A 13,291-nucleotide genomic window follows, 5' to 3' on the forward strand; every position below is an offset into this window, starting at 1 on the left:
AGCTCCTTTTAGAAACCAAGATAACGAGGAATGGTTAGGGTTAAACCGCTCCAAAAAGCGATCAAAATCAGTACCGTGAGTTGCACCAGCAAGAAGGGCCACAGCGCAACGCTGATCTTTTCTACCTTCTCGCCGGTGACCGATGACAACACAAACAGGCAAGCGCCCACCGGTGGGGTCATCAAAGAGATATTCAGGGCCAGGATGATCATGATCCCGGCGTGGATAGGGTCCATGCCAATGGCAGTAGTCAACGGCACCAGCACTGGCGCTAAGATGATTAGCACCGCGTTGATATCCATAAACATGCCGATGGTGATCAGCATCAGTAGGATCAACAGGGTGATAATCGCCGGGTCACTGGAGATGCCAAGGAACAAGTCGGCAATCATCTGCGGGATCTGGTTGAAGGTCATCCACCATCCGACAATCGAGGCCGAGGCGATAATCAGGAACACCACGCCGGTAATCTTGGCGGTGCGCACCAGCATATCCAGCAGGTCTTTAGGGCTGATGTTGCGGTAGATCACCGTACCCACAAACAGGGCGTAGGCCACCGCCACTGCCGCCGCTTCGGTGGGGGTGGTGATCCCGGCCAAAATAGAACCAAGGATGATCACCGGCATGATGATCGCCAGCAGGCTGGAGCGGAAGCTGCTTAGGATATGTCGCAGGCTTGGGCCGCGTTTATCTTTGGGGAGCTTCCAGCGGCGGCCGAAGGCGGCGATCATCGCCATACAGGTAACGGCAATCAGCAGGCCGGGAATGATCCCCGCGGCAAACAGACCTGAGATCGACACTCCCATTAAGGATCCGTAGATCACCATCAGGTTAGAAGGCGGAATGGTCGGCCCAATGATTGAGCCGGCGGCTGTCACGGCACAGGCGAAGGGGCGGTTATAGCCCTTTTTCACCATCGCCGGTACCAAGGTGTTGCCAAAGGCGGCGGCGTCGGAGACGGCAGCACCGGTCATACCGGCGAATAGCACCGAGGCCAACATATTCGATTGAGCCAAGCCGCCACGTAGGTAACCGACCAGGGCTTCCGCAAATTGAATCAGGCGCACGGTGATTCCCGAGCGGTTCATGATCTCGCCCGCCAAGATAAAAAACGGCATAGCCATAAAGGTGAACAGATCCAAGCCTTCAAAGAAGCGCTTGGCCCCCATCACCATCATGTAATCACCGCCGATCCCATACAGGCCTACCACCCCGGCAATCCCGAGAATAAAGCCGATGGGCATACCGGTGAGCAGCAATACAAAGAAACACAAGACAACGGTGAGGATCATGAGTGGGCCTCGCTAGCGGGTGACAACATGGCGGCCAGCAGTTGCACGATGGTCAGTGCGGCCGCTACCGGCACCGAGGCAAACGGTAGAAACATCGACATACCAAAGATGGTGGCGTATTGATGCACGCCATCGGCGGTCATCTTGCAGCCATAGATAAACAGATAGGCAAAGAAGGCGATGCTAATCAGGTCGGTGAGCAGGGTGACCAGCTTGGCAGCACTACTTGGCAGCCGATCGCGTAGCAGGGTAAAGCCAATGTGCTCGCGATGACTCGCTCCGCAGGACATCGCCAACAAGGCAGCCCAGATCATCAAGTAGCGGGCCAGCTCTTCGGTCCAGGTGATATGTAGGCCAACGAAGTAGCGGTCGACCACGCCGAGCCATACGATGAGCACCATGCTGCCCAGCAGCAGGGCACATAGGTACTCGGTCAGCGTGTTTAACGCAGCTGCGGCCTGACGAAAGCGGGTCAGCATGCTTAACGCCTCTCCTTCTACAAATGCCAGATTGACGTCTTTACTGACGGGCATTTCTCCCCTCCTGGGTGAAAATTAAATATCAACAGCGATAATCCTAAAAATTAATTTTCAGTGGTGCAAGGGTTTTTTGAAAAGAAATTTTCATGCATAATTTAAATTGAAAATCACTTACCTTTGATGCATAAATCAATAAAGCTGCCATGCAGCAGAGTGGATCTAAAGGTCGCCAAAAAGGTCGGAAGAAAAGAGGAACTGAGATTGTCTAAAGCATCGTTGGATGAACAGCTAGCAGAAGAGTTATTGGATGCGCGGGTGCGCCGTTACTATGATGAGTTTCCGCCCTCTGAAAAGCGCTTGGCCGATCTGTTGTTGAACTTTCCCGGTGATATCACCGACTACTCGGCCTCTGAGCTGTGTGAGTTGGCCAATACCTCCAACGCTGCTGCGTCGCGTTTCTTTCGCCGGATCGGCTACAAAGATTACAACGATGCCCGGCGGCAAACCCGTGAGGCGAAAAAGTGGGGCGCTCCGCTCTACCAAAGCCATGCACAAAGCAGCAGCGACACGCCAAAGAACAGCAGTCAGATCATCGATGGCCATATTCAGCGCGAGCTGGCCAACTTGCAGCGCACCTTGGAAGGCATCGACCCCAACAGCCTGCGCGATTTCGCCAAGGCCTTTCACAGCAGTAAGCGGGTGATGGTGCTGGGCTACCGCAACAGTCGTTTTTTAGCCGAGTACTTCCAACGGCAGCTCAGCTTGCTGCGGGGTGACGTTACGCTCCACCCCGGCCCTGCCCAGTCAGTGGCTGAAGAGTTGTTCGACTTGGGAGAAGGCGACCTGCTGATTGCCATTGGCATGCGTCGACGCACCGCCATCCTGGAGCGAACCATCGACTTTGCCGCGCAGCAAGGGGCCACTGTGGCCCTGATTGCCGACCCCACTGCAGCCAGTTTGGAGAAACGGGTGCGCTGGAAGTTCCCGTGCATTTTGCACAGCACCTCCGCCTTTGACTCTTACAGCAGCGCCATGAGTGTGATGACCTTGCTAGTGAACACCGCGCTGGAGCTCGATGACAAGGCCTTAGATCGGCTACGTCGCATCGAAAACGTGCACGAGCAACTGGCTGAGCTGCACGACAATGGCGTGCATGTGAAGCATCCCGGCAAGCTTTAGTCTCTTACTAGGCTGACTACGAGCTAGCGCTATTGAGCATCTGGCACGGTTCTTTCTTAGTTTTTGTCAAAAATGACAAGTTGTTAGCTTATGAAAAGTAACCTGCAAGCCAGAATTCGAGTGATTGAAGAACAGCTTTCGCGACGTGAGCGTGCTCTTGCTGAAGCGATGTTGCGCTTAGGTCCGCTGCTACGAAACTACAGTGCGGGTGAGCTGGCGTCGCTGGCGGGGGTGAGTGTCTCGACTGTGTCGCGTTTTATTAAGCGGCTCGGCTACCAGCATTTTAAGCATGCCCTCAAGGAGTCGGGCGATATCAATGTCTCGAATCAGCAACAAGAGGCCCGACTTACTGCCCGTTATGCGGCGGGTAACCTAAAAAAGCACACCCAGCTGCACCTCAGTAGCGAGCAAGAAAACATCCAGCATACCTACGAGCGGCTCGATCAAGACCTGCTCAACACCATCGTCCAACAGCTGGTGGCGGCCAATAAACTGTGGGTGGTGGGCTTTGATGATGACTATGCGATGGCCCACTACGCACGTTCACTACTGATAAGGGTGAAATCTGATATTCGGATGATTCCTTTGTCAGGGTTTCCGGTTGCTGAGGAGTTTGCTTCCATCTCGGAATCTGATGTCATTATGGTGTTTGCCCAGCGCCGCCTCTCTCCCGACGATCTTAAGATCATTGCCTCAGGGCAGGCTGTAGGCGCCCACATAGTATTGATTAGCGGTGAAACCGTTCAGTCTTTGCCTGGTGTGTCGATGCTGCGTTATCGCAGTCGGGGCATGTACATGTTTGATTCTGGCACTGCCGGTATCAGCTTGATTAACCATCTTTGCGCAGAGGTTGGTGGGGTGTTGGGCGAACCTGCTATTAAGCGTCTGTACTTTATTGAAAGTCTTCACGATGAGTGGAATGGCTAGGGCCTGCTTATCTTTCATGTTTGTTTTTGCAGCGATTTCTAGGCCAATCAGGCAAGGAAAAGACTGTGCAGGGGCGGCATCGACATAAACATAAACAAGCTCTAGTGCTTCATTACAGTGCTAGCCTTGCTCAGTTTTAGTGCAATTACTGTACTTCTGTCAGAGTGATAGCTTGATGTAAGACGAACTGAACGCACTAACTTTCATGTAATTCATCAAAAGCGATCCTTAAATGCCATAAATGATTGGTTTTTGAAAAACTAATCATCTGGGTATGGCTGTTGCAATGTTAGGTGCAGGAACCTCGATATTGAAAAGGACGCAAAAGATGACCAAATCTCTCTCTTTGCTGATTGCTATAGGGCTGCTAACAGGCCCGGCGATGGCGAGCAATGACATTATCTGGGCACGCTATGGCGATATAGATAGCCTTGACCCTCACCGCACCACATCCACCCTGTCAATGCAGGTGTGGAATCAGATCTATGAGCCCTTACTGGCGCGCGATGCTGAGGGTAACATTGGCCCCAACTTAGCCAAAGACTACCGGGTGAGTGACGATGGTACGCAAGTCACCTTTGTTCTACATGAAGGGATCGAGTGCCATGATGGCAGTGAGTTTACTGCTGAAGATGTTATCTATACCTATCAGCGCGCATTTTCAGAGACGAACCCAAGCAACACCCAAAGTGCGTGGGGTCCCATCGAGTCGGTAAACGCTGTGGATGCGCAAACTGTTAGCTTTAGTTTTAGTGAACCCTTCGGCGCATTTATTCCTTTTATGGCTGACCCGTTCGCTAGCATGATCTGCAAGTCCAATGAGCAGTCGCTGGCCTCCTTTGGCAGTACTACCGCGATTGGCACTGGCGCTTGGCAGTTGGTGCAGTGGATCAAAGGCGATCGTATTGAGTTAGCGCGCAACGAGGCCTACGTGAATCACGGCCGTATGGCTGGAAACGCTGGCCCCGCGAAAATGGACAAGCTGATCATCAAGGTTATGCCTGAAGCGCAGGCCCGTCTGGCAGCGTTGCAAACCGGTGAGGTACATATCGCCGAGCCGCCGTTGGAGAGCGTTTCGGTAGTCGAAAACCACCCTCACTTGAACCTGCTTTCCGCGCCTAATACCGGGCAAAATGTGTTTATCGAGTTTGCCGTGTCTCGCCCACCGTTTAACGATGTTCGCGCGCGCCAAGCTGTTGCCTATGCGATTGACCCGGATATGGCCCTAGACATTGTGTTTGAGGGGCTGGTAGAGCGCGAGCATTGCACCGTGGCGCGTGGCGTGATGGGCAATGACCAAGACTACTGTAAGCGCATTGGCTATCAGTACGACCCCGCTAAAGCGAAACAGCTGCTCGCCGAACTCGGCTACGACAAGCGCAATCCGATGGACGTGAAGATCATGACTTGGACCGACGGCAGCCGCGACAAACTGCTACAGGTATTCCAAAGCCAGCTTAAGCAAGTTGGGATTGAAGTCTCTATCGAAATTATGGATATCGGCTCGTTAAATGCGCGGGTAAAACAGGAAAACCATATCACCGAAGGCAAGGGCTCGATGGACTTGATGGGCTGGTCTTGGTACGACCCAGACATTCTCTATCAGCTATGGCACTCGCCCGGCGCTTACGACGGGTACAACTCGCCTGAGTTGGATGCCCTGCTCAAGCAAACCCGTTTGGAAACCAACCCTGAAAAACGGCTGGAGATTGTGCAGCAAGTACAGGCTTATCTTATTGAGCAGGCAGTGCATGTGCCTATCTACACACCGGGGTGGGTGTGGCTATACGGCGTGAATGACAGCGTCTCTGGGCTCAAGTTTGAACCGTTTAACCAACCCATCTTTACCGATGTGGTCGTGAACTAAGCGCGCTGCTAATGATGTGTGCTGCCGGGCTACCCGCCCGGCAATGAGGAGACCTTATGACTACCTACCTGCTGCAGCGACTAATGAGTGCCGCGTTGACGGTTTGGATCACTACTCTGGCTATCTGCTTTTTGATTCACCTAGTGCCGGGCGACCCGGTGCAGATTATGTACGCTCAATCGGCGACGACTAGCCCTGAGCAGCTAGAGCAGATCCGCCACAGTCTGGGGCTGGATCGCTCTATCATCCATCAGTACATCATCTATATGGGTAAGCTGCTGCAAGGGGATATGGGCGTCACCATTCGTGGCCAGCAATCGGTTGCGGAGCTGCTGTTACTGCGCTTGCCCAATACGTTGCTGTTGACCTTGAGCGCGCTAACTCTAGCCATTGTGTTCGGCGGCGTGTCCGGTTTTATAGCCGCCTACAAACAAGGGCAGTGGCCAGATAAGGTGCTGATGACGGGCACTGTGGTAGGAATATCGGTACCGCCATTTTGGTTGGGACTAATTGTACTGTCGTTATTCTCCGTTGAGTTAGGCTGGTTTCCAGTAGCGGGGCAGGGGCTAGGTAGTTTGGTTCTGCCCGCGGTGACCTTGGCGGCCTGCCAAGCGGCGGTGATTGGCCGGATAGTGCGCTCAACCATGATAGATGTATTCGCTCAGGACTACCTGCTCACCGCACGTGCCAAAGGCTTATCTAAGCCCAAGGTATTGCTGCGTCATGCGCTGCGTTCAGGCTTGATTCCCATCGTGTCGGTACTAGGGATGCAGTTTGCCTACATGATGGGGGGCGCGATTGTGATCGAATATGTATTCAGCTGGAACGGGGTGGGGCGGTTGGCGATTCAAGCCATCTTCCAGCGGGACTACCCGTTGATTCAAGGCTTTGTGTTGTGCTTCTCAATGATTGTTGTGTTGGTGTCGGTGGCAATGGACCTGCTGTATGCCTTTTTAGATCCACGTATTAGGCAGGAGTAGAGCCATGGAACAGGTGATCAAAACCCCCTCGCTTAGCGCCGGGCGTTTAACTTGGCGACCAAGCAGGCTAGCCGTATTGCTGGGCATCGTTGCTGCCCTCGTGATAGTGGCGCTGTTGGCACCGCTTATCAGCCCCTATGATTTTGAGGTGATGGCCAGCGGTCCCCGTCTTTCGCCACCGAGTTGGGCGCATTGGTTTGGTACCGATGAGTTTGGCCGAGACATCTTCAGTCGCATTTTGATGGGGACTCGTTTGACCTTAATGGTGGGCTTGGTGTCGGTGGGCGTATCGCTAGGATTTGGCATGTTGATTGGACTGATAGCCGGTTACTGCGGCGGCTGGCCTGAGAAACTGCTAATGCGTGGCATGGATGTGTTGTTCAGCTTTACCGAGATTGTGATTGCGTTGTCATTAGTTGCCGTGCTGGGGCCGAGTTTGGAAAACGCCATGCTGGCAATCGGCATTGCCGCCATCCCGTTTTATGCGCGAGTTTGCTATGGCGCGGTGTTAGTTGAAAAAAAGCAGGTCTATGTCGAGTCCACTATCGCCTTGGGCGCTAGCCATTTCCGAGTACTGTTTGTGCATATTCTGCCAAATGTGGTGCCAGTGATGCTGGTGGTTGCCACCATTGGTTTATCGAATGCCATCCTCGCCACTTCTGGCCTGAGCTATCTTGGCCTAGGTGCCCAGCCGCCTTCTCCTGAGTGGGGAGCGATGTTAGCCAGCAGTAAGAACTACTTCCAGCGAGCCCCTTGGCTATTGATGATTCCAGGCGGTTGTATCGTGCTGATTGTGTTGTTGTTTAATGTACTAGGGGAGCAGCTACGTAGTGTGCTGGATCCTCGCCGCAAAGGAGAGTCGTAATGGCTGAGACTCAATCCCCTGTTGTACTGTCGGTCGCAGATCTGTCGGTGTCTTTTAAACAGGGAGCAAGTGTTAAAACGGTGGTCAAGGCAATGAGCTTTGACGTGCTAGCCGGAGAGACGTTGGCGGTAGTGGGCGAATCGGGCTCGGGTAAAAGTGTTATGTCTCGGGCTCTGCTAGGTTTACTTCCAGCGGGCAGCGCTGATGTGAGTGGGCAAGCCATGCTGAGTAAGCAAGGCGAACAGGTAGAGTTGCTGAGCCTGAGCGATCAGTCATTGCGCAAGGTACGCGGTAACCATATCGCGATGATCTTCCAAGAGCCGATGACCGCACTGACTCCAGTGCTTAGTATTGGTGAGCAGTTAATGGAAGGGATCCTGACTCATCAGCCTTTATCACGCAGTGAGGCCTTTGAACTCGCCGTCTCCATGCTACAAGAAGCGCGTATTCCCGAAGCGCGTAAACGCATGGCGCAGTATCCCCATCAGTTATCTGGTGGTATGCGCCAACGGGTGATGATTGCGATGGCATTGGCTTGCCGGCCGCGCATCCTGATTGCCGATGAGCCGACCACTGCCTTGGATGTGACGGTTCAGGCGCAGATCCTCAAGCTGATAAATACCCTCAAAACCCAGTACAACACCGCCGTGATGCTGATCACCCATGATATGGGCGTGGTGGCCGAGGCGGCTGATCGGGTACTGGTGATGCGGCGTGGCGACTTTGTGGAAGCCGGTAGCGTGCAGCAAGTGTTCAGCAAGCCCAAGCAGGCTTACACCCAAACATTGCTGGCTTCAGTGCCTAAGCTAGGCAGCAGTGCGAAACAGCCGATAGCAACGATTGCAGAGAATGATGCGGCAGTTCCTTTATTTGATGTGGCGGATCTGTGTGTGCAGTTTGATGTAAGAGAAGGGCTGTTTAATCGCGTTCGCTCACGGGTTCACGCGGTTGAGCAAGTCAGCTTGAAGCTATTTCCGGGGGAAACCTTGGCCTTGGTTGGTGAAAGTGGCAGCGGTAAGTCGACTTTGGGTCGAGCGCTACTCAACCTCGTGCCAAGCAGTGCGGGGGCAATACGCTTTCGGGGGCGAGACATTACCGGCTGGAGCGCCAGTATGATGCGCCCCTTACGCAAGCAAATTCAGATGATCTTCCAAGACCCCTTTGCCTCGCTAAACCCGCGCAAAACTGTGGGCGCATTGGTGGAGGAGCCATTAAAATTATTTGATATCTGCTCTGATTCCGAGCGCAAACAACGCGTTGGCGAACTGTTTGAGCGGGTTGGCTTGAGTGCCGATGATATGACGCGCTACCCGCATCAGTTCTCGGGCGGGCAGCGCCAGCGGATTTGCATTGCGCGCGCCATTGCCTGTGAGCCAAGGGTGATTGTTGCCGACGAGTGTTTGTCTGCGCTCGATGTCACCGTGCAGGCTCAGGTCATCGAGTTATTGCAATCGTTGCAGCAAGAGCTGGGGATCAGCTTGCTGTTTATCTCCCATGACTTAGCCGTTGTCGAGCAGATAAGCGACCGCGTGGCGGTGATGTACATGGGGCGAATTGTTGAGATGGGCGACACGGCACGCGTGATAAACCGCCCACAGCATAGCTATACCCAACGCCTGCTTGAGGCGGTGCCAGTGGCGGATCCTACCAAGGCCAGCTTGCTCAACCGACCCCTGAACAATTCAGAAATTCCGAGTCCGGTGCGCTCTATTTTTGAAGAAATTCCTCGCCATAACATGACCAACATCACCTCAATTGGTGAACATTATGTGGCTGATGACAGCGCTGCGGTTGCGCCAAGCGATGTAACGGAGGATGTGGCCTGATGACCATTGGTATTGTTGCAGATGGGCCAAACATCGCGCTGAAAGTTGTTGATGCGTTGTCCCGCGCTGAGCAGTTTGCTGGCGGCGCAATTGGCGGATTCGTCACCATGGTGGTGTTCGATGAACACAATCAGCCGCACTATTTTGATACCCAGAATGGTGGTGTAACGGCGCTGCAAGGGCGCGTGGCTGAGCTGCAAGGTAGTCAACGGATAGGGCTTATCTCATCGGGGGCATGGCGGCCAGAGCCCTTGTCGCGCTTCTTAGCGTGGGACGAGCAGGGCAATATTGTCAGCGGCCACCGTTTCCCGCAGCTACTTATCTCAAGTGGTGAGGCGCTTAACCAACGGCTGTTAAGTGAGATACAAGATCGTGGAATCAACGCCGAGCAGTTGGATGGCCTTTTAGCAGAGCATCCAGACTTGGATGCAGGCTTTGTCGCCATCGACAAGCTGGGGGGGCTGTATCAACAAGACTGCGCCATGCTCAGCGAAAGAGATGATACCGCTGCCGGTTTAGTGTGCACCAAAACGTGTTCAATAGCGTTGACTATGAACTCCATTGCGCCTGCTGAATTGGTGAAGGATTTTATCATTGGTTCGGTTACAAGACCTGAGCAAGAGCTGGGAGCGATTTGTCTTAACTCCGACACTGAGCTTAGAGTGGCGCCTTCCAACAAGCTATTTGTAGACGCAGCTGGCCAAGTCATTCGAGCAGAGTTGAATGACCAGCGCTGTTTTGCTCCCTATTACGAAGGCTCGTTGTTTTTAAAGGGCACCAAAGTCTACAACCCGCAGGGCCTGTACGGGATGACCGCTGATGAACCTTATGTGGTTTGCACCCATGGGCGTATTTCGTTCTTGTGTGTCGAGCAGGGAAAAGACGGGGCAGAGCAACTGAGTTTGAACTGCGAAGTAGTGGCGTAGTCTTGCTATAGATAGCGCTCAAACTCGGCCATCGCCTCTTTGCTTAACCACGGGTTAATCTCGCGGCGCTTAATCGGCCCGTGGTGTTTTACGGTGAAGCGCAGCAAGCGGGCGCAGTATTCGATGGCGAAGCGTGGGTTGCGCTGGGTTTCGTCGCGGAAGGTGTCGCAGTCGCTGCTGCCACGTGCTTGGTACAGCAACTGCTTGAGCGAGGCATCGAAATACATTGAGTCCCCGGAGCATTGGAAGATCCCCGCCTCCATGGTACATGCGGTGTTGGAGCTCGGGTTAGTGGTATCGCGCCCGGCCTGCCAGTCCCAACTACTCTCAAAGCCGCCCAATACCCGCAACACCTCAAGCATGGCAGCCTTGCGATGGGTGAGGTTCCGCCACGGGCCTAGCTGTGGTGCGACTACCGAGTAGATATCGAAATGCGGGTTAACCGCAAAGATCTCATCGGGCGCGTCTTGGGCCCAATCCACCAGTAGGTTAAGGAAGTCGTCCGGAGCGCGGCCGCGGTTATGTACCTTGGCTTTGGCTGAGGCAAACTGACGCGAGGGCTTGGGCGCGCTGCTGCAACCAAGCTGTGACAGCAGTAAGCCGGTCAAGCTTAAACGTAGAAAACCCCTTCTGCTGTAAGCCTTCATTATCGGAATAAATCATTGAAAAAAATTAAGAATATTTCGTTAGAGTAGGTTGTTCAAGCCTATAAAACCTTGAGCATTGCGACATCGCAGCCGTTGTGAATGGTGCCGTCCAATGGCTGGGTTAGCCGCTCAAAGCCAAGGCTGTGATAGAGGGCAATCGCGGCGTCCATATTGCTCAGGGTATCTAAGTAGCAGCGGTTATAGCCTTGGTCTCTAGCAAAAGCTAAGCAGGCTTGGCTGAGTTGGCGACCCACTCCTTGGCCACGGCCTTGTGGCAAGATAAACAGCTTGCGCAGTTCGCAGGTATCAGCGCTGTGATTAAACGCGGCGATGCCGCCGCCCCCGACAACCTTTCCGTTTAGCTCGGCGACAAAGTAGCGGCTGCGTTGCTCGGCCAGATAGTGTTGGCTCATCTGTGCCACCTCGGCATCGGAGGGGCCGAAGCCTTCGCCAATTGCGCCAAACTCCTTACCGACTTGCAGGATGATTTGCTGGATACAGACGTCATCACTGGCTTGAATAGGGCGAATGTGTAGCGACATAAGGGCTTGAGCTTAAAACGGTTAATGGAGGGGTATTGTGCATCCCCATCACAGGTTGGGCAAATTCAGACAACGGCAGAATGAGTTAAACCCACTCGTCAATCCCATCTTCCAGTCGCAACTCAACTGCTCGGTCGTGCAAGGCATCCATCATCTTATTGCTGCCGATTAATGATTCGAGCATGTATTTGTGGCGGATATCGCCCACTTCCGTATGGTTGTTGAGCAGTTTCTCCACGTAATTGAGCGAGTTAAAGCGCACATCATCGTTTAAGTTTTCGTCGTGGCTGATGGCACTGATAACCCCCTGGGCGGAGCGGTCGGTAATCACCCCGCGATCTGCCAAGGTCGATAGGGTTAGGTAGAGCTCTTTGCGGGTGGTGTAGGTGTAATCGATGCTGCTGAGGATCTCCCGAGTCTCCAAGCCCATATAGTGTTCGCGATCCTCTTGCTCAACATCGAACACCGAGATTGATTGCCCGGGCTGAATGTTGTCTCTGGTTGTGGTGTCAGGAGCGTACTTGTTAACGATATTCAGCTTCTGATTGATCGTCATCTGCTCAAGCCGTTGGCTGATGGCTTGCTCCAGCTTTTGGGTGTTGAGGTGGACGCCCGGCCCAAGTTTAGGGAGCTGCATAGCTACATCCTTAATAACTATTCCGTCATTAGCTTTAGGGTCGGCAGCTCTGTGGGAATATTGAGTCAACTTTTGGGCAAATTTTTAGCACTCAACGGTAGTTGCTTTCTGGCCCACTTTTCCAGCGCTTTTAAGGCGAAATCAGCTGCCCAAAGTAGGCTTTTAGCTTGCTGCGCAGCCACATATTGGCTGGGCTGTGCCGCATCCGTTTGTGGGTTAGCAGGCGGTAGCGCACCGGCAGGCTGGTAAAGGGGCTGGGGAGTACCTGAATCTGCATACTATCGGCGAAGGCGTCGGCCAGGCTGCGGGCGGTCATGGCAATACAGTCGCTGTTTGCCACCATCGACATCTGTGACAGCAGGGAGTCGCACACCGCTGCGATCTGCCGCTGGTCTAGGTGCTCCTCGGTGTAGTAGTCCGCCAAGTAGGCATCTTCGCGGCGCAGTTTTACGGTGATGTGGCGCTCTTGGTAGAACTGCTCTGCCTCTAGCGGTCCGCTGATTCGGGGGTGTTGCTCGCGGGCAATCAAACAGATCGCATCGTCGAACAGATACTCCGAGAAAAACGATGGGGCCGAGTAGCTGGCAAAGTCGATGGCCAGATCGGCCTGCTGTTGCATCAGGCTTTGCAGCAGTTGTTCTTCATTGAGTTGGGTGGGTTGCAGTTCGATACTGACCTTGCCCAAGCTGTTATCGGCCTCAATCAGTGGCATTAGCATTAGCATCACCGGTTCGCTGGCATACACCACAAAACGCCGTGAATGGGCGGTGCTAAAGCCTTCCAAGCCTTCTAGGGCATTGTCGATTTGGGTGAGTGCCGGTTCGACTTGGCGGGCGAGCTCGTGGGCTTGATGGGTAGGCGCAATGCCACGCCCCTGCCTGACAAACAGTTGCACTCCCAGCTTTTGCTGTAAGCGTTTAAGCAAGCCGCTCACGCCGGGCTGGGTCATATCCAGCGCATCTGCTGCCAGCGTAATCGATTGCTGGCGGTAGACCGCAACGAACACCTTTAACAGGTTTAGATCGATATCTTTGAACATCTAACACATAACTATTTCTGATGTTTTGTATATAGATTCATGCATGTTTTGCTATGTGTCAACTGGGTAAAGTAGCTGCGAACTG

13 protein-coding genes are annotated in these 13,291 nt (G+C 53.6%); 7 read left to right on the plus strand and 6 right to left on the minus strand.

All coding sequences use genetic code 11. The features are described from left to right. Positions 1–8: 8 nt before the first annotated feature. Together G462_RS0109855 and G462_RS0109860 are read right to left on the minus strand one after the other, a co-directional pair. A complete protein-coding gene (locus tag G462_RS0109855; RefSeq protein ID WP_035477423.1) occupies positions 9–1,292 on the minus strand; it encodes a TRAP transporter large permease in 1,284 nt (427 codons plus the stop codon). After that, positions 1,289–1,825 (minus strand): TRAP transporter small permease, encoded by a 537-nt coding sequence (locus tag G462_RS0109860; RefSeq protein WP_051326659.1) that lies wholly within the window; start codon positions 1,823–1,825, stop codon positions 1,289–1,291. Before G462_RS0109860 ends, G462_RS0109855 begins: the two co-directional genes overlap by 4 nt. Positions 1,826–2,032: 207 nt before the next feature. On the opposite strand from G462_RS0109860, the gene G462_RS0109865 reads away from it, so the two are divergent. From G462_RS0109865 to G462_RS0109895, 7 genes are all read left to right on the plus strand, one after another. Further along, positions 2,033–2,950 carry a MurR/RpiR family transcriptional regulator gene (locus G462_RS0109865; protein ID WP_026958852.1) on the plus strand — a complete coding sequence of 306 codons (918 nt, stop codon included), beginning with the start codon at positions 2,033–2,035 and terminating at the stop codon, positions 2,948–2,950. A 90-nt stretch (positions 2,951–3,040) separates the two neighbouring features. Continuing rightward, positions 3,041–3,877: a MurR/RpiR family transcriptional regulator gene (locus tag G462_RS0109870; protein WP_026958853.1), complete on the plus strand. Its 837-nt coding sequence runs from the start codon at positions 3,041–3,043 to the stop codon at positions 3,875–3,877. Positions 3,878–4,205: 328 nt separating this feature from the next. Next, positions 4,206–5,744 (plus strand): ABC transporter substrate-binding protein, encoded by a 1,539-nt coding sequence (locus G462_RS0109875; protein ID WP_035477425.1) that lies wholly within the window; start codon positions 4,206–4,208, stop codon positions 5,742–5,744. 56 nt (positions 5,745–5,800) lie between these two features. After that, positions 5,801–6,724 carry an ABC transporter permease gene (locus tag G462_RS0109880; RefSeq protein ID WP_026958855.1) on the plus strand — a complete coding sequence of 308 codons (924 nt, stop codon included), beginning with the start codon at positions 5,801–5,803 and terminating at the stop codon, positions 6,722–6,724. Between the two features lie 4 nt (positions 6,725–6,728). Beyond that, complete coding sequence (locus tag G462_RS0109885) at positions 6,729–7,589, plus strand: ABC transporter permease (protein ID WP_026958856.1); 861 nt, start codon at positions 6,729–6,731, stop codon at positions 7,587–7,589. Beyond that, the gene (locus tag G462_RS22375) at positions 7,589–9,415 is read left to right on the plus strand and encodes an ABC transporter ATP-binding protein (protein WP_051326660.1); all 1,827 of its coding nucleotides are present in this window, start codon (positions 7,589–7,591) and stop codon (positions 9,413–9,415) included. The genes G462_RS0109885 and G462_RS22375 overlap by 1 nt, the downstream gene beginning before the upstream one ends. Then, a complete protein-coding gene (locus G462_RS0109895) occupies positions 9,415–10,341 on the plus strand; it encodes a DUF6963 family protein (protein WP_026958857.1) in 927 nt (308 codons plus the stop codon). The genes G462_RS22375 and G462_RS0109895 overlap by 1 nt, the downstream gene beginning before the upstream one ends. Positions 10,342–10,346: 5 nt before the next feature. Here G462_RS0109895 and G462_RS22380 read toward each other — a convergent pair whose 3' ends face one another. The 4 genes from G462_RS22380 to G462_RS0109915 all read right to left on the minus strand — a co-directional run bounded on the left by G462_RS22380 (position 10,347) and on the right by G462_RS0109915 (position 13,206). Beyond that, entirely contained in the window at positions 10,347–10,949 is a 603-nt protein-coding gene (locus G462_RS22380; protein WP_211234209.1) for a hypothetical protein, read from the minus strand. A gap of 98 nt (positions 10,950–11,047) precedes the next feature. After that, complete coding sequence (locus tag G462_RS0109905) at positions 11,048–11,530, minus strand: GNAT family N-acetyltransferase (protein ID WP_026958858.1); 483 nt, start codon at positions 11,528–11,530, stop codon at positions 11,048–11,050. Positions 11,531–11,615: 85 nt separating this feature from the next. After that, positions 11,616–12,167, minus strand: coding sequence for a hypothetical protein (locus G462_RS0109910; RefSeq protein WP_026958859.1), 552 nt, complete (start codon positions 12,165–12,167; stop codon positions 11,616–11,618). 130 nt (positions 12,168–12,297) lie between these two features. After that, positions 12,298–13,206, minus strand: coding sequence for a LysR family transcriptional regulator (locus tag G462_RS0109915; protein WP_026958860.1), 909 nt, complete (start codon positions 13,204–13,206; stop codon positions 12,298–12,300). Positions 13,207–13,291 lie beyond the last annotated feature (85 nt).

Source organism: Aliagarivorans taiwanensis DSM 22990 (assembly GCF_000429505.1).
GTDB lineage: Bacteria > Pseudomonadota > Gammaproteobacteria > Enterobacterales > Celerinatantimonadaceae > Aliagarivorans > Aliagarivorans taiwanensis.